Origin of the sequence: Sphingomonas rustica (genome assembly GCF_039652585.1) — a bacterium.
Taxonomy (GTDB): Bacteria; Pseudomonadota; Alphaproteobacteria; order Sphingomonadales; family Sphingomonadaceae; genus Sphingomonas; species Sphingomonas rustica.
Map to the genome: position 1 here is coordinate 25,268 of NZ_JBDIZK010000001.1, position 22,204 is coordinate 47,471.

Sequence of the window (22,204 nt, forward strand, 5' to 3'; positions counted from 1 at the left end):
ACGTGAGGCGGGATCAGAAGCTGGCGCTGACGCCGAACTTCGCGGTCCAGCTGTACTTTTCATACTGGAGCAAGCGCTTGCGGCCCTCGAAGTTCTGATAGGCGAAATAGGGCGCGTCGGTGACGTTCACCCAGTCGGCGAACAGGCGGACGCCCTTGGCCACCCGGTACTTGGCCGACAGGTCGAGCTGGAAATGCTGATCGACATAGCGGTCCTGGTCGGCCGAGCCGCCCAGCTCGTCGAGATACTTGTCGCGGTAGGTGCCGGCCGCGCGGAACGAGACGCGGCCCTTTTCATAGCCGAGCACGACGTTGAAGGTGTTGCGCGAGGTCGAGGGCAGCGAGATGCGGCGCGGATCGGTCAGGTCGTCGCCCGCGAACACCGTGCCGGTGGCATCGGTGAGCGTGTAGTTGGCGTTGAGCAGCAGCCCGTCCAGCGGCGCCGGCAGGAAGGTGAAGCGCTGGGCATAGGACAGTTCGAGCCCCTTGACCTTGGCGGTCTCGCCGTTGCGGAAGGTGGTCGCCTGGATATAGTCGATGCCGAGGATCTCGCCCGCGCCAGTCTCGGTCACGTTGACGATGAAGCCGTCGATCGACTTCCAGAACAGACCGGCGGTCAGTGCCGAGCCGTTGGCGAAATACCATTCGGCCGAGGCGTCGGCGTTCCAGGCGCGATAGGGCCGCAGGTTCGGGTTGCCGAATTCGGCCTCCGCATCCTCGTTGACCAGCACGCGCGGGGCGAGGTTCGACAGCTTGGGGCGGACCAGGTTCTTGTAGCCCGCCAGGCGCAGCACGACGTTGCGCACCGGTTCGTAGCGGAAGGTGAGGCTGGGCAGCCAGTCGGTATAGCTGCGGGTCGCGCGGTTGGGGATGACGTCCAGCGTGTCCTCGTTCACCGAGAAGGCGCGGATGTCGTTATAGGTCCGCTCCATGCGAACGCCGCCGACGACGCGCAGCGTGTCGGTGTCGTAGCGGCCGAGGAGATAGCCGGCCAGCACGTCCTCGGTGATCGCATAGTCGGACGACGCCGAGTTGATCGTCGTGTCGTCCTCGTTGAGGGTGAAGCCGTTCTTGTTGCTGTTGTAGAAGTCGGTCGGGGCGGTGTGGCTGGGCACCGGGCCAAGATCCGCGATGCGATAGGTCTGGGCACCCAGCACATTGGCGAGGGTGTAGCCGCCGGTGCCGGTATAGCCGTCATAGACCAGGGCATCGAGGTCGTAGGACTTGTCGCGCCAGCGCGACTTGATGCCGCCCTGGACGGTGAAGGTGCCGTTGGCGAGCGCGAATTCGCGGGCGAGGTCGGCGCGGACCGCCCATTCCTCGTCCTTCGAGTCCGACAGGTCGGTATATTCGAGCTCGTTGAAGCCATAGCTGGCCGGGTTGTTGACCAGCGCGGTGTTGCCGGTGAGGCTGAAGAGCGGGCGGCGGATGTCCGAATAGTCGAAGTTGACGCCGACCTGGTTCGCGCCCGAGCCGTTGAAGCGCGCCTGGAAGCGCGTCGGATCGACCGAGCCGTCCTCCTTCTCGCTCGCGCGCGAATAGGAGGCCGAATAGGTGAGCTTCCACGGGCCGGTCTCGGTCTCGCCGCCGACGACGAGCGAACCGATCCGCTGCCGCTCGAACCGGTCCTTCATGCGGCGGCGGATCTCGATCCGCGCGCCGTCGGTGCCGGCAGGCGGGTTCAGGCCGCGATTGTTGCTGAGGAAATTGGCCGAGGTCGCGGTGCCCGAGACCGGGTTGATGCGCGATTCGTTCATCACGAAGGTGAGGTCGGCGCGATATTCCTGGTCGGAGAAGATGCTGTACAGGCCGCGCGCATAGAGCTTGGTCGTGTCGCTGGGCCGCCAGTCGAGGTTGAGCGAGGCGCCGAGGCGCTCACGCTCGACGTCATAGTCGCGATACTGGAGCTGGCGGGCAAAGACGATGTCGCCGGCCTTGTCCCAGTCGCTGGCCTCGATATTGTCGGTCTCGAACTTGCGCTTGTAGTAGCTGATGCCGCCGGCGATGCCGAAATTGTCGCCGAGCTTGGTCGAGAAATCGAACGACGCCTTGGGCGTCAGCGCGTCGGCATAATCGTTATAGCTGCCCTCGACCTTGACCGAGAACAGGTCCTTCTTGCGATCGAACGCGCTGACCGTGTTGATCTCGATCGAGGCGCCGATCGTGTCGCCGTCCATGTCCGGGGTCAGCGACTTCTTGACCTCGATCGATTCGATCAGTTCGGCCGGGACCACGTCGAGCGCGACCGAGCGGACGTCGCTCTCCGGCGCGGGCAGGCGGGCGCCGTTGATCGAGGCCGAGTTGAGTTCGGGATCGAGGCCGCGGACCGAGACGAAGCGGCCCTCGCCCTGGTCGTTGAGGATGTTCACGCCGGGCAGGCGGCGCATCGATTCGGCGACATTCTGGTCGGGGAACTGGCCGATCGAGTCGCGGGTCAGGACGCTCTCGACGCCGTCGGCGGCGCGCTGGCGCGACAGGCTGCTCGACAGGCTGGCCGCCTGGCCGACGACGATGATCTGGTTGTCGCCGCCCAGCACCAGATCGATGCGGACATTGCCGCTGTCGGAAACGGTGATCGTGCTGGTGGTCGGCTCCGTACCGACATAGCGCGCGACAACCGTGTAGGTGCCAGCGGGAACGTCGCCGAAGCGGAAGCCGCCGTCGCGCCCGGCCTCGACCACGCGGCCCAGTTCGACGATCCGGACCTCGGCACCCTGGAGCGTGCGGGTGCCCGAGCCGTCGGTCACCGTGCCGACGACGTCGCTGGCAAGGGCAAGTGCGGGCGTGAACAACAGGGCGGCACCGGCGAGCAGCCCGGCCTGGAACCGGCGAGAGTTCAGCATTGAAGAGTTCCCTTTTCGCTAATCTGGCGCGCAACCCGGATGGCTGCGCTCTGGTCGGGGATCTCTTCGGACAGCCGCCATCGCCCGCGAGTTGCGGCTGAATGGCATGGTCTCGATGTCCCCTTCCGGGCGGCGCATGTGCTGCGTCGCCTCGCTGGTCGGCCGGTTGGCCGCATCGCGTGACGCCCGTGTTACGATTGTGCGTCCAAGCCGTGAAAGCCGGATGGTATTTTTCTGACATGCATCTAAGCATCTGATTCAACGACACAAAATCAGCCACACTGCCGCAGAAAATTGTCGCCCCGTTGCGGACGGCGGGGGGAAGCGGTCTCCCTGGCGCGCTTTTCCTTGGGGAGCAGGCCGGTCGGGTCTAGTGGGCATCCTCCACAGAGGAGCTGCCGTCATGACCGATCCCGAGCCGCCGGGCATCCGCTTTCGCTGGGACAAGTCGGACGCGACGGCCCGCGCGGCGGCCGCGTTCGCGGGGCGGGTGATCGGGTCGGATGCGCGCTATATCAGCCATGGCGAAATCCAGACCGGGCTCAGTCCGGATGGACGGCATTGGGCGGACGGTCTTGCCGGCCTGTACGCCGAGGACTTCGCAACCCTGGGCGAAGCGCGCGACCTCCTGGTCGCCGAAACGGATGCGGGCGACCTCGTCGGGATGGTCATCCTCGCCTGGGAAGCGAGCAGCCGGCGGCAATTCGCGGTGCTGGAGGACATGGCGGTCGAGCCGTCGCTGCGATCGTTTCGCATCGGCGAGCGACTGCTCGGCGAGGTCGAAGCGCGGGTTCGGGCGCGCGGGATCGAATGGCTGTTCCTGGAAAGCGGGGTCGGGAACGAAGGTGCGCACCGGTTTTTCGACCGTCACGGCTTCGGGACGATCTCGCATGTGTTCGCCAAGCGACTTAACGACTGAACATCCCTCTGGTCGCGGCGGCGCGGTCCGGTTAGCGTGACCGTCTTTCCGGGGGGAGAAAGACGACATGCCGATCGGAGAAGCGCAGGCGTTTGTCTGCGACTCGTCACTCACGCTGTGGTGTACCGTCAGGTGGATCATGACCGATCGCGGGGCGGCGGCATCGCTGATCGGCGCTTGCGTGACCGCGGCCGGCCTGGTCTTCGCCGGGTCGCAAATCTATTTCTCGCGACGCCAGCACGAGGACGAGCGGCAGTGGAAGCGCTCGGAATTCGTCCGCACCTTGTTGTCGGAGATGGTGAGCAATCCGAACATCGCGCTGATCTCCCGCATTCTCGACTGGCGCGAGGGACCGGCGCCGATCCCGCCGTCGTTCCAGTCGCTGTTCGACGCGCGGCGTGCCGCGACACCCGCGCCCGCCTGGGACGCGCCGCGGATCGGCCACGACTATTTCGAGATCAACTGGGACCGGTTCGTCCGATCGCTGAAGGTTGATCGCGACGCCGAATGGCGCGAGCCCGACATGTACGCCTATCGCACCTGCTTCGATTCCTTCTGCACCTTCATCCAGGGCGTGGCCGAGGATGTCCGGACGCTGGGCGTGGCAGCCTCGGAATATGCCGATCTCAGCTTCTACTGTTATCGGATCATCTTTCCCCTGAATGCGGCGCGCGACCGGGACTATGATGCCGATGAGCGGCTTCGGGACTATATCGAGGCCTATTACAACGCCAAGACGTACAATGTGCTGCTGAAGCAGGCGCAGGTCTATGCGCTGTCGCATCCGGGGCTGGATTGCCCATCCGACAAGTTCCCCGATCGCATCGTCGATTATCCTACCGAAAAGTCGCTGCGCGGGCGGCAGCGGCGGTCCATCCGCGACAACATGATGCGGGCGTTGAGGCGCTTCCGCGCCTAGCGGCAACGCGTCTCGGCGACCCCCGCTCCAGCCTCAGAACAGGATCGCGCCGCCCAGGGCGATGCGGATGTCCGGGGTGGTGCGGGTGAGGCCGGCGGCGGCGAGCAGGTCGAGCTGGGTGCGCTTGGTCGGCTGCCACGCGATCGACTGGGCCGCGAGAACATGGGTTTCGCCGCCCGCAGGATCGTCGTCGCGCTCGAGCGAGACTTCGCTGACCCATGTGACCTGGTCGGACAGCGCATAGCCCAGGCCGATGATGCCGCTATAGTTGAGGTGGCGGCCGCGACCGTCCTCGTCGGCGAGCGCGGCGACCTGGCCGGTCAAGGCGAGGTTGACCGATTTCGAGAGGTCGTAGGTGACCGGGATCACCGCCCCCGCCTCCCAGTCGCCGTCACCGATCGGCTGGGGCTCGAGGGGCAGGATCACGAAAGGTTCGATGCCGAAGGAAAGGCCGTCGCCGCCCGGATTGCGCAGATTCTGGCGCACCGCCAGGCGGACGTCGCCGACCCCGCTGACGCGGCTGATTCCGCCGGCGCCCTTGCGCCGGTCGCGGTCGGTGCCGAAGGCGGTCCAGCCGAGCGACAGCTCGGTCCGGGGGCCGACGCCGATGCGGGCGAGCAGGTCGGCGACCAGGATCTGGTCGTCGCGATCGGTGCGGTTGTCGTCGCGCTGCCAGTCGAAGGCAGATGCCTCGACCTGCACATGGCCGGGCTCCGTGGTGCAGGCCGAGGCGCCGAGGCTGGGCCGGTTGGGACAGAAGCGCGGATCATCGCCACCCTGGGCGAGCGCGGGCGATGCCGCGGCAAGGCCTGCCGCCAGGGCAAGGCCGGTCAGAACTGCGCGTGTGATCATGTCCGTTCCCTGTTCGCCGGCGCATCCTGGCACAGCTTCATGCCATAGGCCGAGAGTTTCTCGGGTCCCGGGGCCGGTCGAGGCACGCCGCACCTAGAAGCGGGCGGCCAGGCCGAGGGTGAGCGAGTCCGCGCCCTTGCCCGCCAGCCCGTGGCCATAGACCAGCTCCAGATCGACATGCCCGTGCAGCACCATGGGCCGGATGCCGAACTGGGCAGCGGGGCCGCTGGTTCCCGTGTCGAACAGCTCGGCATGCGCGGAGAGCCGTTCGGGGAGGATCGCGGCCTCGGCGCGGACGCCCCAAAGCGCGGCGGCGGGCGCCGCGGCGCCGCGCTCATGGCCGACGCCGGCGTTGCAATGGACCAATATCCGATCGCCGATCGGCAGGGTCAGCGCGCCATAGACCGTTCCGCCCGCCGGCCGTCCCGATCGTGCATCGAGCGAAAGGCCGGCGGCGAGCGCGAAGCTTGGCCGGCCGGCATCGCCGTGGCGAAGCGCAAGCTTGGCCTGGGCGGAGAGCCGGTCGTCCCCGACGCCGCGCCCGCGCACCCCTGCCCAGCCGAGCGACCATTCGACATCGGGCAGCCCCGGCAGCGTGACTGCCGGGATGACGGTGGCGAGGGTCGCGCCGCGGCTGCGCGTCGTCCATGCCTCGACCTGGGCATGGCCCGCCGGGGTGATACCGGCATCGTCCACGGCATAGGGTCCGCTGGCATGGGCGACCGGGGGCAGCATCAGCGCGGCGGCCGCGGCGAGCATCGCCGGCCCGACCCGGCGGATCACAACAGGGTGCCCGACAGGATGACCAGCGCGATCGAGAAATAGACCACCAGTCCCGTCACATCGACCAGGGTCGCGACGAACGGCGCCGAGGCGCTTGCGGGATCGAACCCCAGCCGCTGGAGCGCGAAGGGCAGCATCGATCCGGCGAGCGAGCCGAAGGTGACGATGCCGACCAGCCCGACCGCGACGGTCGCCGCGACCAGCTGCCAATGGACGCCGTAATCGTAGAAGCCGGCGACCTGCCACAGGGCGATGCGCCCCGCCCCGACCAGGCCGAGGATCGCGCCGAGCGTCAGCCCGGTCGGCAGTTCGCGCAGCGCGACGCGCCACCAGTCGCGCAGCTTGAGCTGGCCCATGGCGAGCGCGCGGATGATCAGCGAGGTCGCCTGGCTGCCGCTGTTGCCGCCCGAGCTCATGATCAGCGGGATGAACAGGGTGAGGACGACCGCACGCTCCAGCTCGGTCTCGAAATGCTGCATCGCGCTGGCGGTGAGCATCTCCGACAGGAACAGGACGCTGAGCCAACCGGCGCGCTTGCGGATCATCGCGAGGAAGCCGGTGTCGAGATAGGGGCGGTCGAGCGCCTCGACCCCGCCGAACTTCTGCGCATCCTCGGTATGCGCGGCGACGAGCGCGTCGAGCACATCGTCGACGGTGACGATGCCGAGCGGATGGCCGCCGGCATCGACGACCGGCAGCGCCAGCAGATCGTGGCGGCGGATCAGCTCGGCGACCGCCTCCCGGTCGGTCTCGGGCGCGACGGTCACCGGCGGATGTTCGGCGACCGCGTCGATCGCGGCGGAGTCAGGGTCGGCGGCGATCAGGCGGCGCAGCGAGACGGTCGCGACGAGGCAGCCGGCACGATCGAGCAGCAGCACCGAATAGACCGTCTCGCGCGTTCGCTCGACCTGGCGGATATGGGCGATCACCTCGCCGACGCGCATGCCGCCGGGCACCGCGACATATTCGGTGGTCATCATCCCGCCCGCGCTGTCGGCCGGCCAGGCCAGCAGCGCCTCGATCGCCGATCGCGTGACCGGATCGAGCGCGCGGAGCAGCCCGGCGCCGTCGGGCGTCGCCGCGATGACGTCGGCGGCGCGATCGGCCGCCATCGCCGTGACGAGCTGCGCCGCCCGGTCGAGCGGCAGGCAGGCCAGCACCTCGTCGGCATGGGAGAATTCGGGCCGGTCGAGCAGCGCGGCAGCCTGTTCGACGGGCAACCGGGCAATCCGGTGCGCCGCATCGAGCGGCACGAGCGCACGCAGCGCCTCGACCGTATCGGCCACGGGGAGCCCGCGCCGTGCGCGGAAACCGGCGACGACGCCGGCAATCAGATCGTTCATCGTAACACCTCTCGCCCGCACGACCCGGCGGCGAGAGGCAAAGCGCGAGCCTAGCCTTCGACCCCCGGACGTGCGGTCCTACTGGAACTGTCGCTGGACATGTTCTCGCTTCCTGAAAAACGACTCTGCGCACCCCCGCAGAGTCGGGCGGGCCAATGCGCCCGCGGGGTGCGGCTGTCAATCCGTCCGGCCGGCCGCCTATCGGGCGGGGCGGAAGGGGCGAAGGATGCGGATGCCGTCCTCGATCGACCCCTGCATCAGCTCCAGCAGCCGGGGCACCAGCGCCTGCATCCGCGGCGCGCCCAGGTGACCGTCCAGCGCCTCGCGGCTGACCCAGCGTTCGTAGATGACGAAGCTGCCCGGCGCGCCGTCGACCTCGTGCGCCTCATAGTCGATGCAGCCGGGATCGTGGCGCGACGCGGTGACCGCAGCGGCCAGGAAGGCCTTCATCTCGGCCTCGCGCCCCGGCCGGGCCTTCGCTTCCCACAGGACGGCGGTGAAGCCGGGTTCGGGGTCGGACATGGGTGGCTCCTTGCTGAAGAGGGCGGCGGTCATCGGGAGGGGTGAAGCAGGTCGGGAACGCCGATCCGGTCGAGAAACTGCTCGCGCACCCGGTCCATCACCGCGAAGGTGACGGCGGCCCCGTCGCTGGCGGGGTCGATCATGGTGCGGAGCGGGCGGCTGCCCCTGGGCCGGGCGACGATGTCGACCACCGCGCGGCCGACCGCGTCGGGATCGGCATCCTCGGGCACCGTCCCGGCCAGCTTCTCGCGGATCCGGTCGAAGAAGCCGTCGGGATAGCCGGCGACATAGGCATCGGTCACACCCTTGTCGTCAGGCTCGCCGGCATGCTGGAAATGGTTGGTCCCCTTGGTGAAGGCGCCGGGGACGACGATCGCCGTCTCGATCCCGAACGGCGCCAGTTCCTTGGCATAGCAGACGGCGAGCGCGTCCATTCCGGCCTTGGCCGCGAAATAGGGGCCGAGCAGCGGGGGCACGCCGCCGGCGACGCTGCTGCTGGACACCCAGACGAGCAGGCCGTCGCGCGCCTGACGCATGTGCGGCAGCACCGCCCGGTTGACCCGCTGGGTCCCGAGCACGTTCACGTCATATTGCCGGGCGAGCTGATCGGGCGAAAAGGCCTCGGCCGGGCCATAGACCATGTGGCCGGCATTATGGACCAGCACGTCGATGCGCCCATGATCGGCGATGATCGCATCGACCGCGGCGGCGATCGATCCCTCGTCCTGCACGTCGAGCTCGATCGTGCGCAGGTCGATGCCTTCCTTGGCCGCCTGTCCGGCGATGTCGGTGACGGTGCCGGCATTCTTGCCCCGGGTCTCGCGCATCGAGGCATAGGCGGTGTGCCCCGCCCGGGCGAGGCCGGTGGCGATCATGCGGCCGAAGCCGCTGGACGCGCCGGTCACGAGGATGATCTGTCGCATGAATTGCTCCTGTCGGTTCGCGTGCGGACGCACGGCTTCGATCCGCCGCGCGGGCGGTTTGCGGATGGCGGGTGGCGGGTTGCCCTAGCCCTTGTTCAGCGTGGCGAAGGTCTCGTCGAACCGGCCCTCGCGCTCGGCATTGCGCAGGAAGCCGACGCGCTCGACCAGGATCTCGGGCGGCGTGGGGACGGTGAGGAACAGCCGCATCACTTCGTCGATGAAGGGCTCGAGCGGGAGATAGCCTTCGCGGGTTTCCTGGCCGGGGGTCAGCCCGGTCTGCACCGCCGGCGGCACCAGCTCGATCACCTCGACCTTGCCCTTCAGCGCGTGGCGCAGCGACAGGGTGTAGGAATGGATCGCCGCCTTGGTCGCGTTATAGGTCGGAGAGCCGACCTGCGGCACGAAGGCGAGGCCCGAGCTGACATTGACGATCGCGGCATCGCCCTGCGCCGCGAGATGCTCGACCAGCGCGTCGATCAGCCGGATCGGGCCGAGCAGGTTGGTGGCGATCGTCGCCTCCGCATCGCCCAGGTCGCGCTTCCGGTCGAGCGCCTCGGACCGCATGATGCCGGCATTGTTGACCAGCACGTTCACCTCGGGATGCGCCTCGACCAGCCGGCTGGCGAAGTCGGCGATGCCCTCGGCGCTGGTCACGTCGAGTTCGATCGCGTGCATCTTTTCGCGACCCGCGATCGTGCCCTGAAGCGCGTCGAGCCGGCGGCCCGCGACGATGACGGTGTTGCCGGCATCGTGGAACCGATGGGCCAGCGCCTCTCCGATCCCCGAACCGCCGCCGGTGATCAGCATGGTGTTGCCGCTCGTCTTCATCTCGTCTCCTTCGGATCATGGTCGGGGCGGGCCCGATCGGACGGCAGCAGAATCGCATGGCGCAGCGCCCCGTTCCGCGACCTTTTGTCGCGTCAGCATGGACGGGAAGGCACCGGACCGCGGCGCGCCAGTCCCCGCCAATCCGCAGTGCCGGCGCGGCGAAACCAGGGACATTGCCCGATGCGGCAGGCGGGCCTAGGCTGGGCCGATGCCACGCCGTCGGCGCCTCCTTTCCGTTGCGATCGCAGCGCTCTGCATCGCCCTGCCCGCCGCTGCGCAGGAGCGTGACCCGGACGCGTTTCGCGCGACGCTCGCCCGGCTGGAGGCGTTCCGAAAGGCCGAGTTCGTCAAGGCGGGGGCACCCTCGATCGACGTGGTCGCCGCGAGCGGACGGAGCGTGCGCCGGGTGCTGATCCGCGGGGTCGTGCCGGTGCGGCCGCCGGTGATGGAACTGGAGCGGACGGCATCGGGCGAGGTGCTTCTCTCGCTAATTAGCAACTCCGGTCCCGTGCAGCGGATGGCGGTCGATCGATCGGCATGGGCCGAGGTGGTCGCGCAGGACGACGCGGTGTTCGCCGAGCCCCGCCCTGCCCCGCCGAAGCCGGGACCCGCGCCGACGACCGCCTGCCATGGCGACTCCGTCTATTTCGAGGCGGCGGACCATGGGAAGGTGCGGTCGGCCGGCGGAATCGACTGCCCGCGCGCCTTCACCCCGCTCACGCCGGCGCAGCGCGCAGCGATGACCATGTTTGGCGAGCTGGCGCTGAAGGCGCTGGGATGCCAGCCGGCCACCGGCGACATCGGAAGGGCGCTGAGTGCCTGCCTGGGCAAAGCGCCCGCGCGCCCGGTCCCGAACGACGCCCGCTAACTACCGCGAACGCCCGGCCGTGCATCAACTGGTCCCGTAAAGCTCGCCATCGCCGTCGAGCACGAACAGCCGGCCGGCAAAGTCGCGAAGGATGGCCACGGGTCGCTCGATTGCACCTGACGCAGGGGCGAAATCGGCAGTCCGGTTTTCCATTTCGCTGGCCTGATGAACCGCGCCGTCGCCAAGCAGCGTCGCGGGAAAAGCGAAGATTCGTCCCGCCTCATCCGTCAGCAACACGCGACCGTCGATACTGGCGATCGAGCCCCCATATAGCATGCCACCCGTCAGCCCGCTTCCAGCGAAGAAGCCAGTTCCGTGAGGATAGATCAGTGAAGGGACGATGCCGACTGCCGGCGGGTTGGCGACACGCTCGATCGTTCCTTCACGAAACGGCCAGCCAAAGTCGGGTTCGGCCCGCTGGTCGAAAAAGTTGACCTCTTCCTGCTTGTCGGTACCGCGGTCGAGCAGGAAGCTCTTGCCCGCGTAGCCGCCGCCGCCAGCGGGGGCGTGCACTCCGTCGCCGGATTGCTCGGCGTACATGCAATAGGTGAGAAACGACGCACCGCAATAGGGGTCGATCTCTACACGATAGAACTTGCCGTGGCCCGCCTCCGAATCCTTGGCGAAGTTGCCGGACGGGTCACCCAGGGCGCCGTAGAGAAAGCCATCGCCCCCCACGAATAAGGTTCCCCGGGGCTTCATCGTCGAGGGGCCGGCAACATCGTCCTCGAGTACAAATTGCGCGCGCGAGTCAGACAGCAGGATGGTTCGCAAAATCACACCGACGCCATCGATGTCGAGCATTGCGACGCCAAAGGTGTTGAACTCGGCGACGGCGAGCACACGGCCGTTTTCGCCCGGCTTGAAGACATTGGTGATCGTCGTGAGCGCGCCGCTGGCGGCGTCGACCAGCCGTGCCGTGCCGTCCTGCGAAATCGCGATCAACCCGGTTTTCCTGGAAAGCGGCGCGATGACAGCGTCCGCGCCAAACCCGGCCGCGACCCGAACCAGGTTGACCCCTTCGTGATCATTGGTGATCTGGACATTGAGCGCAAGTGCAGTCGACCCGCCCTTCGCATCCGCCGCAGTCAGCGTGACATTGTAGACATTATCCGCATTGGCGTCTGTCGGCCGGTCGAAATTTGCAGCGGAAACCAGGGTGAGTACGCCACTGGCGAGTGTGAAGGCGCCGGCATCGGTTCCGCCGGAGATGGAAAAGGTGACCGGATCGCCATCAGCATCGGTAGCGGTTGCGGTATAAACCGCGCCGGCCTTATTCTCCGAAACCGATACGGTGGCGGCGGAGGTGAAGGCAGGCGCGCGGTTGGTCGGTGTAGGGGTTGGCGCAGGCGTGGGCCCATCGCCGCCCGAGCATCCTCCCGTCATCGCGAGCAGGCCCAAGCCCAGTGCGAACGCCCCGTTCCTTCGCAACATCGCCTTTCGAACCATTTATTTTACTCCCCTTGCATGCCGCGCCTCACACGCGGGGTGATAACAGGCAACTGGAGTTGTATCCGTAATGGTCGGCGGACGCGCGCCTCAGCGCTGCTTCTTCGTGATCGTCGCGGTGAAGTCCGGGTCCTTCTTCGCGACCCAGTCGACGAACTTTCGGACATTGGGATTCGCCAGCAGCAGGTCGACGTCCATGCCGTAGCGCTGGAGTTCGGAATTGGTGAAGTTGGCGGTCAGCGTCTGCTGGCAGATGCCGTGCATCGGCACGACGTCTCGGCCGCCGCGGCTCTTGGGTACCGGGTGGTGCCAGACGATCGTCGTGCCGGTGGGACGACCGCACAGCCAGCACGGCACCGGCGGGGGCGCGGCCTCGTCCTCGTCGCGGGTCAGGCCGGCATAGGGGTCGTGGTTTCTGCGGGGCATGGTGCTGGATCCGATGGGGCGGTCGTGACGCCGGCAGGTCAGGCCGGCGGTGCGAAGGACAGGGCGGAAAGGCTGGCGGCGAGTTCGCCGCTGCGGAACGGCTTGGTCAGGCGAGGCAGGTCGGGGTCGATCCCCTCCTCCTCGGCATAGCCCGAGACGATCAGCACGGGAAGCGCCGGGCGCACCGTCCTGAGCCGGCGGGCCAGCTGGGCGCCGGTCATGCCGGGCATGAGGTGATCGGTGACGACCAGATCGGGCGCCAGCCCGTTCTGGATGAGGTGGAGCCCCTCCTCCGCCGAGGCGCCCTCGATGACGTCATAGCCGAGGTCGATCAGCATGTGCGCGGTGCTCATCCGCACCAGTTCCTCGTCCTCGAGCAGCAGTGCGGTGCCCACGCGCTTGCGATCGGGCACGAGAATGGCGGGCGCGCGATCCTCCTCGACCGCGGCATCGCTGATCGGGAGCCACAGGGTTACGGTGGTGCCGAGGCCGGGTGCGCTGTCGATGGTGAGCTGGCCCCCCAGCTGCGCCGCAAGGCCATGGACCATCGACAGGCCCAGGCCGGTGCCCTTGCCGACGCCCTTGGTCGAGAAAAAGGGTTCGGCGGCACGCTTGAGCGTGTCGGCATCCATGCCGATGCCGGTGTCCCCGACGCCCAGACGGATATAGTGACCGGCCGGCAGTCCGCTGTCATGCCCCTGCTCGATCCGCTCGCGACGCGCCGAGAGCGTCAGGGCGCCGCCGTCGGGCATCGCGTCTCGCGCGTTGACCGCTAGGTTGAGCAACGCCATTTCGAGCTGGTTCATGTCGGCCTTTGCCGGGGGCATGTCCCCGTCGAGCTCGACCCGCAGATCGATCGCGGGACCCAGCGTGGAGTCCAGCAGGCCGGTCAGGCTGTCGATCAGCTGGCCGACATCGACCGCAGTCGCCTGGAGCGGCTGGCGGCGGGCGAAGGCGAGCAGGCGCTGCACGAGCGTCTTGGCGCGTTCGGCGGATTGCAGCGCGCCCTCGATCAGGCGGCGCTCGCGATCGCTCCCCAGTTCCTTGCGCACCAGCAGGTCGAGCGAACCGATGATCGGGGTGAGCAGGTTGTTGAAGTCGTGCGCGACACCGCCGGTCAGGCTGCCCATCGCCTCCATCTTCTGGCTCTGGCGCAGCGCGTCCTGGGCCAGCCGCAGTTCGGCCTCGCGCGTCTTGGCATCGCTGAGGTCGCGGCCGACGGCGACGAAGTTGATCCCGTCGGGCTCGGGCGCGACGGTCCATTCGATATGCTTCCAGCCGCCGTCGCGGGTGGCGATGCGGTTCTCGAACCGGGTCGGGCGGCGCGTCTCCGCCATCCGCTCGATCGCCGCCAGCGTGGGCGGCATGTCCTCGGGATGCATGAAGGTGGCGTAGCCGCGGGTCAGGAGCTCGGTCTCGCTCCACCCCAGGATGGTGGTCCAGGCGGGGCTGACCGCCGACATCATGCCGCTGAAATCGGCGCGGGCGAGCATGTCCTGCGACAGCGTCCAGAGCCGGTCGCGCTCCGCCCGGGCACGCTCGACCGCGACCTTCACCCGCTCGCCGACTTCCTGGATCAGGTTCTGCTCGGCGGCGGTCCAGTGGCGCGGCGTCGCGCTCTGCACCGCCAGCAGGCCGACCCAGCGCTCTTCCTCGAACAGCACCACGTCGACGAATGCGCCGACCTCGCGCGAGGCCAGGCCGGCGCGCGCGACGTCGCCCAGCCGCGGGTCGGTCGTCACGTCGCTGGCGACCACCGGCTTGCCGATGCGATAGGCGCCGAGCAGGTCGGGGCCGAAGCCGTCGAGGACATGTTCGCCGACGATCGAGCCGACCCCTTGCGAGAAGTCGCGCTCCACCGTCATCCGGCCATCGGCGATCGCGGCATAGAAGACGCGACTGGCGCCGAGATACGCACCCAGCCGGTCGGCGGCCAGGCTGGTGATCTCGGTCGGGGTGCCGATCGGGCGAAGCGCGTCGGACAGCGTCAGGAGGAACGCCGACCGCCGCTCGGCGGCGACGCGCTCGGTCGTCTCGGCCAGGAAGCAGATCACGCCGGCCGGATCGCCGCGCGCGTCCAGCACGGGCGAATAGTCGAGGTCCATCCAGACCTGTTCGGGCTGGCCGTGGCGATACAGGGTCAGTTCCTGATCGCGGTAGTTGAGCGTGCCGCCGGCCAGGCCGACCTTCATCACATTGTCGTTGAAATCGGCGACCTCGGGCCAGCCCTCGCGCACATTGGAGCCGAGCAGGTCAGGGTGACGACCGCCGGCGAAGCCCGAATAGGCGTCGTTGTAGAGCATCACCCCGTCCTCGCCCCACAGCATCACGATCGGCACGGGCGAGCGCAGCAGGATCGCGGTCGCCGTACGGAGCGCGCTGCTCCATCCCTCGATCGGGCCGAGCGGCGTGGCCGACCAGTCCTTCGCCGCGATCAGATCGGCGCAGGCGCCGCCGCCATTGAGAAAGGTCGGCCTCGCGATCCCGGATCGAAGCGGCGAGGAGAGCTGGGACATCGGATCGGGCAAACCCTGTGAACTGGAAGCGGGGCCAGGCACCCCGCAGACTGCGACAAAACAGCGATTTAGCCGACCGGAGTGCGGCTGAACATCGGGATTTTTGCAAGGTGCCGCGGCCTGGAAAAGCGGCTCGACCCCCGCCGCCGAGATGCGGGTCGGGCGCGAGCCCGGCGCAACGAACACCCGTTTCCCTAGCGGAACAATATCGGCGGTCGTGCCGTTTGAGCGGGGCATTTCTCAGGATCATTACGGGGCACGTCATGTTGAAATCCAAGCCGGTCATCATCCTCCTGGCGATCGTGGGCGCCGTTGTGGGCGCCTATGTCGGCGTGAACATCCTGACCTCGGGCCTGGCGCAGGTCGCGGCGATCGCGCTGTTCGGGTTCATCGGTTACCTGATCTACAATGGTCTGCGTCGTAATCGCAGCGTCGAGAAGCTGAGCGATGCCGAGCGGGCACGGGTGCTGGGCGACACGCCCGCGACCGGCGGTCGCGTGATCGTCTATCGCGAAGGCTTCGTCGCGAAACTGTCCGGCTTCGACATCCTGATCGACGGCGTTCCCCATGCCCAGCTCAAGAGCCCGCAATCGGTCGTGGTGCCGGTGGTGCCGGGTGAGCACCAGCTGGTCGCCAAGGTCGCGGGCAAGGGCCAGCCGCCGTTCGGCTTCACGGTCGGCAATGCCGAGACCGTGGTCATCCGGATCGGCATGGGCATTGCCGGTTGCGAGATCTCGCGCGACGACAATCCGCGCATCAAGTCGAAGCTGGGCACGATCCCGATGGTTCGCGCCGATACCGCCGCGACGGAACCCTCGGGCATCGGCACGGCTGCATAATCCATCGAGCGGGCATCGCGACTGATCGATTGCAGCGTGGTCCGAGGTGGGGAATAACCGCGTGCATGAGCATCGTGTTCGCCCTCGCGCTTGCCGCGGCTCTACCGGCCGCCCCCTCCGATCCGTCGCCCGACGCCCTGACGACCGAGATCGCCGCGCTCGATACCAGGGTGTTCGACGCCTATAATCGTTGCGACCTTCCGGTCTTTGCCGGCTATTTCGATCCGAAGGTCGCCTTTTATCACGATACCGGGGGTGCCACCTTCGATCGCGACGCGATGGTCGACGGGGTGCGCGCCTATATCTGCGGCAAGGTGCGGCGCGAGCTGATCACCGCCAGCCTGCGCATCTATCCGATCAGGGATTATGGCGCGATCGAGGAAGGCGAGCATCGCTTCTGCGAACTGGCGACAGGCCGTTGCGACGGGATCGCCAAATTCGTGATGGTGTGGGCGAAGCAGGATGGTCGCTGGCGCGTCACCAGCGTGCTCAGCTATGGCCACCGCGCCGCGACGCCAGAGGAACAACGGCCGGCGGGAACCGACGCACCCGCCCCCTAGCCCATCTAATCCGGCCGGCTAGAAGAAGTGCATTGACCGGCTGCGCGCTGCGATGCAGCAAATGGCCATGGCAAGTCAGCGACCCGCGAACAATCCCGACATCCGCTTCCTCGGACGCCTGCTGGGCGACGTGATCCGTGCCTATGGCGGGGACGAACTGTTCCGGCGGATCGAATATATACGCGCGGCCTCGGTCGATCGGCATCGCGGCGTCGTCGGCGCCGATGCGGTCGATCCCGGGCTGGACCGGCTGACGCTGGACGAGACTCTGGATTTCACGCGCGGCTTCATGCTGTTCTCGCTGCTCGCCAACCTGGCCGAGGACCGGCAGGGCGTCGAGAGCGAGAAGGATGCCGACCTGGCGAGCGCGCTGGCGCGGCTGAAGGCGGACGGCATCGCGCGCAAGACGGTGATCGACCTGCTCGACCATGCGCTGATCGTGCCGGTGCTGACCGCGCATCCCACCGAGGTGCGGCGCAAGTCGATGATCGACCACAAGAACCGCATCGCCGAGCTGATGGCGCTGCGCGACGGCGGCCGGGAAGAGACGAGCGATGGCGACCGGATCGACGACGCGATCCTGCGCCAGATCGCGCTGCTGTGGCAGACCCGGGTGCTGCGCCGCGAGAAGCTGGGCGTGGCGGACGAGGTCGAGACTGCCCTGTCCTATCTGCGCGACGTGTTCCTGCCGGTGCTCCCCGCGCTGTATGCGCGCTGGGACCGCGCGCTGGGCGAGCGGGCGCCAAGCTTCCTGAAGGCGGGCAGCTGGATCGGTGGCGACCGCGACGGCAATCCGTTCGTGACCGCGGAGTCGATGCAGCTGGCGCTGTCGCGCGCGGCGGAGACCGTGCTGGCGCATTATCTGGAGCAGGTCCACGCGCTGGGCGCCGAGCTGTCGATCTCGACCGAGCATGCCAAGGTGGCGGGCGAGGTGCTGGCGCTGGCCGAGGCGAGCCACGACACCGCCGCGAGCCGATCGGACGAACCCTATCGCCGGGCGCTGTCGGGCATCTATGCGCGGCTGTCGGCGACGCATGTCGCGCTGACCGGCAAACAGCCGCCGCGCCCCGCGCCGATCGCGGCGGACCCCTATGCCAATCCGGCGGAACTGCGCGTCGAGCTGGCGGCGGTGGCCCACGGCCTGGCCAATGGCGGCAGCGGCCCGCTGGCCAGCGGCGGGGCGCTGGGACGGCTGATCCGAGCGGTCGAGACGTTCGGCTTCCACCTGGCGACGCTGGACATGCGCCAGAACAGCGCGGTGCACGAGCGGGTCATCGCCGAGCTGCTGAAGGCGGCGGGCGTGTGCGACGATTATGCCGCGCTGGACGAGGACGCGCGCGTCGCGCTGCTGCGCGGCGAGCTAGCCGGCCCGCGGCTGCTGACCAGCCCCTATGCCGATTATTCGGAAGAGACCGCGTCCGAACTGGCGATCGTGCGCGCCGCGGCAGGTGCGCATGCGAAATACGGCAAGGGGTGCATCACCCATTATATCGTGTCGATGGCGCAGTCGGTGTCCGACCTGCTGGAGGTTCATGTCCTGCTGAAGGAAGCGGGGCTGTACGTCCCGGGCGAGCCGCCGCGCGCCGAGATCATGGCGATCCCGCTGTTCGAGACGATCGGCGACCTGGAAAGCGCGCCGGGGATCATGGAGGCGTGGCTGGCGCTGCCCGAGGTGGCGGCGATCGCCGGCAAGCGCGGCCATCAGGAAGTGATGATCGGATATTCCGATTCCAACAAGGACGGCGGCTACCTGACCTCGACCTGGCAGCTGAGCCGCGGATCGACCGCGCTGGCGCCGGTGTTCGAGAAGGCAGGCGTGGCGATGCAGCTGTTCCACGGGCGCGGCGGTTCGGTGGGCCGCGGCGGCGGATCGTCGTTCGCGGCAATCCTGGCCCAGCCCAAGGGGACGGTGCAGGGGCGCATCCGCATCACCGAGCAGGGCGAGGTGATCGCGGCGAAATACGGCACGCGCGCGGGCGCGATGACGAACCTGGAGGCGGTGACCTCCGCGACCCTGCTCGCCAGCCTGGAGCCGGAGAAGCTGGCGCCGGCGGATGCCGCGCGCTTCGCCGCGGCGATGGACAGCCTGTCGGAGGCGGCGTTCAAGGCCTATCGCGGGCTGGTCTACGAGACCGAGGGCTTCCGCCAGTTCTTCCGCCAGATGACGCCGATCGCCGAGATCAGCGGGCTGAAGATCGGATCGCGCCCGGCCAGCCGCAAGAAATCGGACGCGATCGAGGATCTGCGCGCGATTCCGTGGGTGTTCAGCTGGGCGCAGGCGCGGGTGATGCTGCCGGGCTGGTACGGCGTCGGCGCGGCGTTCCAGCAGTTCGAGGACAAGGGACTGCTGCGCGAGATGGCCGAGGGCTGGCCGTTCTTCGCGTCGATGCTGGCGAACATGGAAATGGTGCTGGCCAAGTCGGACATGGCGATCGCGGCCAAATATGCCGCGCTGGTCGAGGACGAGGGGCTGCGCGACACGGTGTTCGGGCGGATCCGCGACGGGTGGCAGGCGACGCATGACGGGTTGTTGCAGGTGACGCGCCAGACGCGGCTGCTGGAGAAGAACCCGGCGCTGGAATCGTCGATCCTGCTGCGCCTGCCCTATATCGAGCCGCTGAACCTGCTGCAGATCGAGCTGCTGAAGCGGCACCGCGCGGGCGAGGAGGATGCGCGGATCGGCGAGGGCATCCTGTTGTCGATCAACGCGATCGCGACGGCTCTGCGCAACAGCGGCTGAGACGCCGCGCCCGGCGCGTTCAGCGTTCGATGAAAATCTCGGCCAGGTCGGCCGGCACACGCATCAGCCGGCCGCTGGCGCGGTCGATCACCGCCCAGGTCGAGCGCGCCTCGACCTTCACCTTGCCGTCGGCGCCGGTGAAGCGCACGCGGCGATCGAAGCGGGCACCGCGCGGCGGATCGGGCACCCAGGTCTCGCCGGTCACGGTCTCGCCCTCGACGACGTTGCCGCGATAGTCGATCTCGTGCCGGGTCACGACCCAGACGGTCGCCTCGCGATACTGTTCGGGCGCAAGCGAGTCCCAGTGCGCGACCGCAATGTCCTGAATCCACTTCACCCAGACGGCATTGTTGACGTGACCGAGGATGTCGATGTCGTCGGCGACGGCGGTGATCTGGCGCGAGAAGCGGGTCATGCGGACGCTTGTGGCCGATCAGCGGATCGCCTTGCAAGCCAGCGGCGGCAGGTTCGGCTGGGTCCAGGTGAAGGACTCGCCCTTGCCGCGCCAGTCATAGCCGTTGCCCGAATAGCGAATGCCCGATGCCCCCGGCTGGAAGGCGAGCGTGGCAACGCGCTTCCCCGCGCTGCTGACGGTGGCGCGGCGATTGTCGGGATCATAGGCGACCGACACGCGCGAGCCGTCCATGCAGCGATAGCGCGCGGTGCCGCGATTGTCCTCGACCGCGCGCGTCGGGCCGGGCGAGGGCTGCGGCGTGGGCCGGACGTCGTCGGGACGCGGCTGGAGGTCGCTTGCGCGAATCCGCCAGCGGCGCTGGGCATCGGACGCGCCGTCGGCGACGGTGCGGTGGAGCACCACGCTGCCCTGCATCCGGAACGGGCGGTTGTCGCGCAGGCGGCCATAGACCTCGACCGGCACGGTGACCGATCGCTGGCCGGCACCGGCATCGATGCGACCGGGAGCGCCGACCCTGGCGCGATAGTCGAGATAGTTGCGAAAGCTCTCCTCGAACGCGCCGATCGACAGGTCGGGATTCTCCCACATCGCCCAGGCGCGTTCGTAATTGCGGGCGCCCAGCAGGGCGTAATAGGTCTGCACGACCCTGGCAGCCCCCTCGGCCCTTTCGTCGACGCCGGGCGGGTCGGACGAAGGGACGTCGACCGGGACCGCCGGCACCGCGCCGGGCGCTGGCGAGTCGGGTGCCGCCGGACGCGGCGCCGGACGGTCATTGGCATCATCGATCGCATCGACATTGACGCCGGTGGCCTCGTCATCGCTGCGGACGTCGTTGCCGCCGGGCGAACAGGCGGCCAGCGCGCCGGGAAACAGCAGCAGGGAAAGACGCATCCGAACCTCACCGATCGAGCCACCGCTCGAACGCAGGGATCGGATGCGTCGTTCCGCGGCGCGTCAGTCCGCCAACGGCTGGTTGCCGACAAAGCCGAGCCGGGTGACGCCGCCGCGCTTCACCAGCGCCAGCACCTGATCGAATCGTTCGTAGCGGGTTTCGGGATCGGTCTGGAAATGAAGCACCGCGACCTCGCTCTTCGCCATCGGCGCCAGCAGCGCGGGAAGTTCGGAGTCGCGGACCGCGCGGCCATCCCAATGGACGGTGCCGGATGCGTCGAGCATCAGCTTGTGCGCAGTCTCGTCGCGTTGCACCGGCGGGCTGCCATTGGGGAGATCGACCGACACTTTGTGCGTGGCGATCGGGATGGTGAGGATCAGCATCACCAGCAGGACAAGCAGGACGTCGATGAACGGGGTCACGTTCATCTCGCTCATCGGTTCGGGATGCGGGGAACGCACGGCACGGGACATGGCACCTCTCCTCACTGTTGATGATGTAACGTAACATCGATCAGCGGGCGAGGGAAGCGGGGTCGATGCCCGCTGCGACGGTCGATCAGCGCGTCTCGAATTTCCAGTTGCGGCGCTTCCCGTCGTGCAGCCAGGATATGGCGTCGCCCACCCGCCGCGCCCGCGTTTCGGCCCGCTTCGCCTCGTCGATCCATTCGCAATAGTCGCGGCGGGCGCTAGGCGGAAAGGCGGCGAAGGTCGCTGCCGCCGCCGGGTCGCCGGCAAGCGCGGCTGCCAGATCGGCCGGCACCTGCGCCTCCGGCCGTTGCGGGCGGGCGGCGCGACTTGGCGCCTGTCCCGCGTCGCGCAACGCAGCTGCGGCTGCGATGCGCGCCTCCATTTCCGCCGGGTCAGGCAGGTCGTCGAACGCCGAGATCCGTCGCTCGTCCAGCGCCGCCCCACCCTCGCCCGCCGCTCGATCCCAGAAGCCGAAGCTGACATGGGCGGTGAACGCGGCCATGTTGGCGAAGGGCCGGCCACGAAGCGTGAAGAAGGGGCGCGACCATTTGATCGTCTCCTCCACCTGCGGGCAGGCAGTATGGACCCGGTCGCGAAGCCAGACGAGGATCGGCTGCGCGAACCCCGCCCGGCTTTCGATATAGGCGTCGACACGCGAATCGCGGGCCATGACGGTCCTCCTGGCAGGCTGGACCGTCATGTTCGGACCGGATCAGATGCGGGTCAAGGTTCGAGCGCGTCCTCGTCGGCGTCGTCGAGATCCTCGTCATCGTCGAGATTGTCCTCGTCGAAATCCTTCTGGACCTCGTCTTCGGCCTTGCTCTCGTCGTCGAGATCGGCGTCGTCATCCTCTTCGCCGAGATCGTCGTCGACCATCTTCAGATCGTCTTCCGAATCGTCGTCGCCGAGATCGGGCGTGAGATCGGTCAGGATCGTCCCGTCGGTCGGGCCGTCGCGCGTCGCCTCGAGTATCTCGGCGCGCTGGCTTTCGTCATAGCCGTCCTCGTCATACCCATCATCGCCGGTGCCGCCGCCGGGGACCTGATAACCACCCATCGCTTCGCTCCAATCCTGCAGGTTTCGTTCTGCGCGAACGGT

The 22,204-nt window shown here is 68.1% G+C and carries 21 protein-coding genes; 6 read left to right on the forward strand and 15 right to left on the reverse strand.

The features are described from left to right. Window positions 1-13: 13 nt before the first annotated feature. Entirely contained in the window at window positions 14-2,842 is a 2,829-nt protein-coding gene (locus TPR58_RS00100) for a TonB-dependent receptor (RefSeq protein WP_346244559.1), read from the reverse strand. Between the two features lie 403 nt (window positions 2,843-3,245). Here TPR58_RS00100 and TPR58_RS00105 point away from each other — a divergent pair, with 403 nt between their 5' ends. After that, window positions 3,246-3,761 carry a GNAT family N-acetyltransferase gene (locus tag TPR58_RS00105; protein ID WP_346244560.1) on the forward strand — a complete coding sequence of 172 codons (516 nt, stop codon included), beginning with the start codon at window positions 3,246-3,248 and terminating at the stop codon, window positions 3,759-3,761. Between the two features lie 67 nt (window positions 3,762-3,828). Next, entirely contained in the window at window positions 3,829-4,680 is an 852-nt protein-coding gene (locus tag TPR58_RS00110; protein WP_346244561.1) for a hypothetical protein, read from the forward strand. 33 nt (window positions 4,681-4,713) lie between these two features. On the opposite strand, the gene TPR58_RS00115 is transcribed toward TPR58_RS00110, so the two are convergent. The 6 genes from TPR58_RS00115 to TPR58_RS00140 form a co-directional block, all read right to left on the reverse strand. Continuing rightward, a complete protein-coding gene (locus tag TPR58_RS00115; RefSeq protein WP_346244562.1) occupies window positions 4,714-5,532 on the reverse strand; it encodes a transporter in 819 nt (272 codons plus the stop codon). Window positions 5,533-5,625: 93 nt separating this feature from the next. Then, window positions 5,626-6,315, reverse strand: a complete 690-nt coding sequence (locus tag TPR58_RS00120; protein ID WP_346244563.1) for a hypothetical protein — start codon at window positions 6,313-6,315, stop codon at window positions 5,626-5,628. Continuing rightward, the gene (gene mgtE, locus TPR58_RS00125) at window positions 6,312-7,658 is read right to left on the reverse strand and encodes a magnesium transporter (protein ID WP_346244564.1); all 1,347 of its coding nucleotides are present in this window, start codon (window positions 7,656-7,658) and stop codon (window positions 6,312-6,314) included. The genes TPR58_RS00120 and mgtE overlap by 4 nt, the downstream gene beginning before the upstream one ends. Before the next feature lie 198 nt (window positions 7,659-7,856). Next, window positions 7,857-8,180, reverse strand: a complete 324-nt coding sequence (locus TPR58_RS00130; protein ID WP_346244565.1) for a putative quinol monooxygenase — start codon at window positions 8,178-8,180, stop codon at window positions 7,857-7,859. Window positions 8,181-8,209: 29 nt separating this feature from the next. Continuing rightward, window positions 8,210-9,103, reverse strand: a complete 894-nt coding sequence (locus TPR58_RS00135; protein ID WP_346244566.1) for an SDR family oxidoreductase — start codon at window positions 9,101-9,103, stop codon at window positions 8,210-8,212. A gap of 84 nt (window positions 9,104-9,187) precedes the next feature. Then, window positions 9,188-9,931 (reverse strand): SDR family oxidoreductase, encoded by a 744-nt coding sequence (locus tag TPR58_RS00140; protein WP_346244567.1) that lies wholly within the window; start codon window positions 9,929-9,931, stop codon window positions 9,188-9,190. A 208-nt stretch (window positions 9,932-10,139) separates the two neighbouring features. Between TPR58_RS00140 and TPR58_RS00145 the strand changes: the two genes are divergently transcribed. After that, the gene (locus TPR58_RS00145) at window positions 10,140-10,799 is read left to right on the forward strand and encodes a hypothetical protein (protein ID WP_346244568.1); all 660 of its coding nucleotides are present in this window, start codon (window positions 10,140-10,142) and stop codon (window positions 10,797-10,799) included. Between the two features lie 24 nt (window positions 10,800-10,823). On the opposite strand, the gene TPR58_RS00150 is transcribed toward TPR58_RS00145, so the two are convergent. From TPR58_RS00150 to TPR58_RS00160, 3 genes are all read right to left on the reverse strand, one after another. Further along, the gene (locus tag TPR58_RS00150; RefSeq protein ID WP_346244569.1) at window positions 10,824-12,248 is read right to left on the reverse strand and encodes a cadherin repeat domain-containing protein; all 1,425 of its coding nucleotides are present in this window, start codon (window positions 12,246-12,248) and stop codon (window positions 10,824-10,826) included. A 90-nt stretch (window positions 12,249-12,338) separates the two neighbouring features. Beyond that, window positions 12,339-12,674 carry a hypothetical protein gene (locus TPR58_RS00155; protein ID WP_346244570.1) on the reverse strand — a complete coding sequence of 112 codons (336 nt, stop codon included), beginning with the start codon at window positions 12,672-12,674 and terminating at the stop codon, window positions 12,339-12,341. 38 nt (window positions 12,675-12,712) lie between these two features. Then, window positions 12,713-15,190 carry a PAS domain S-box protein gene (locus tag TPR58_RS00160; RefSeq protein WP_346244571.1) on the reverse strand — a complete coding sequence of 826 codons (2,478 nt, stop codon included), beginning with the start codon at window positions 15,188-15,190 and terminating at the stop codon, window positions 12,713-12,715. Window positions 15,191-15,453: 263 nt separating this feature from the next. On the opposite strand from TPR58_RS00160, the gene TPR58_RS00165 reads away from it, so the two are divergent. The 3 genes from TPR58_RS00165 (at window position 15,454) to ppc (ending at window position 19,329) form a co-directional block, all read left to right on the forward strand. Continuing rightward, a complete protein-coding gene (locus tag TPR58_RS00165) occupies window positions 15,454-16,029 on the forward strand; it encodes a hypothetical protein (RefSeq protein ID WP_346244572.1) in 576 nt (191 codons plus the stop codon). A 65-nt stretch (window positions 16,030-16,094) separates the two neighbouring features. Then, window positions 16,095-16,589: a nuclear transport factor 2 family protein gene (locus TPR58_RS00170; RefSeq protein ID WP_346244573.1), complete on the forward strand. Its 495-nt coding sequence runs from the start codon at window positions 16,095-16,097 to the stop codon at window positions 16,587-16,589. A gap of 67 nt (window positions 16,590-16,656) precedes the next feature. After that, entirely contained in the window at window positions 16,657-19,329 is a 2,673-nt protein-coding gene (ppc, locus tag TPR58_RS00175) for a phosphoenolpyruvate carboxylase (RefSeq protein WP_346244574.1), read from the forward strand. A 19-nt stretch (window positions 19,330-19,348) separates the two neighbouring features. Here the strand turns inward: ppc and TPR58_RS00180 are convergent, their stop codons facing one another. The 5 genes from TPR58_RS00180 to TPR58_RS00200 all read right to left on the reverse strand — a co-directional run bounded on the left by TPR58_RS00180 (window position 19,349) and on the right by TPR58_RS00200 (window position 22,162). Continuing rightward, entirely contained in the window at window positions 19,349-19,744 is a 396-nt protein-coding gene (locus tag TPR58_RS00180; RefSeq protein ID WP_346244575.1) for an acyl-CoA thioesterase, read from the reverse strand. 18 nt (window positions 19,745-19,762) lie between these two features. Continuing rightward, window positions 19,763-20,635, reverse strand: a complete 873-nt coding sequence (locus tag TPR58_RS00185) for an MliC family protein (RefSeq protein WP_346244576.1) — start codon at window positions 20,633-20,635, stop codon at window positions 19,763-19,765. Between the two features lie 63 nt (window positions 20,636-20,698). Continuing rightward, the gene (locus TPR58_RS00190) at window positions 20,699-21,109 is read right to left on the reverse strand and encodes an ExbD/TolR family protein (protein ID WP_346244577.1); all 411 of its coding nucleotides are present in this window, start codon (window positions 21,107-21,109) and stop codon (window positions 20,699-20,701) included. An 85-nt stretch (window positions 21,110-21,194) separates the two neighbouring features. After that, window positions 21,195-21,776: a YdeI/OmpD-associated family protein gene (locus TPR58_RS00195; RefSeq protein WP_346244579.1), complete on the reverse strand. Its 582-nt coding sequence runs from the start codon at window positions 21,774-21,776 to the stop codon at window positions 21,195-21,197. Window positions 21,777-21,829: 53 nt separating this feature from the next. Further along, a complete protein-coding gene (locus tag TPR58_RS00200; protein ID WP_346244580.1) occupies window positions 21,830-22,162 on the reverse strand; it encodes a DNA primase in 333 nt (110 codons plus the stop codon). Window positions 22,163-22,204 lie beyond the last annotated feature (42 nt).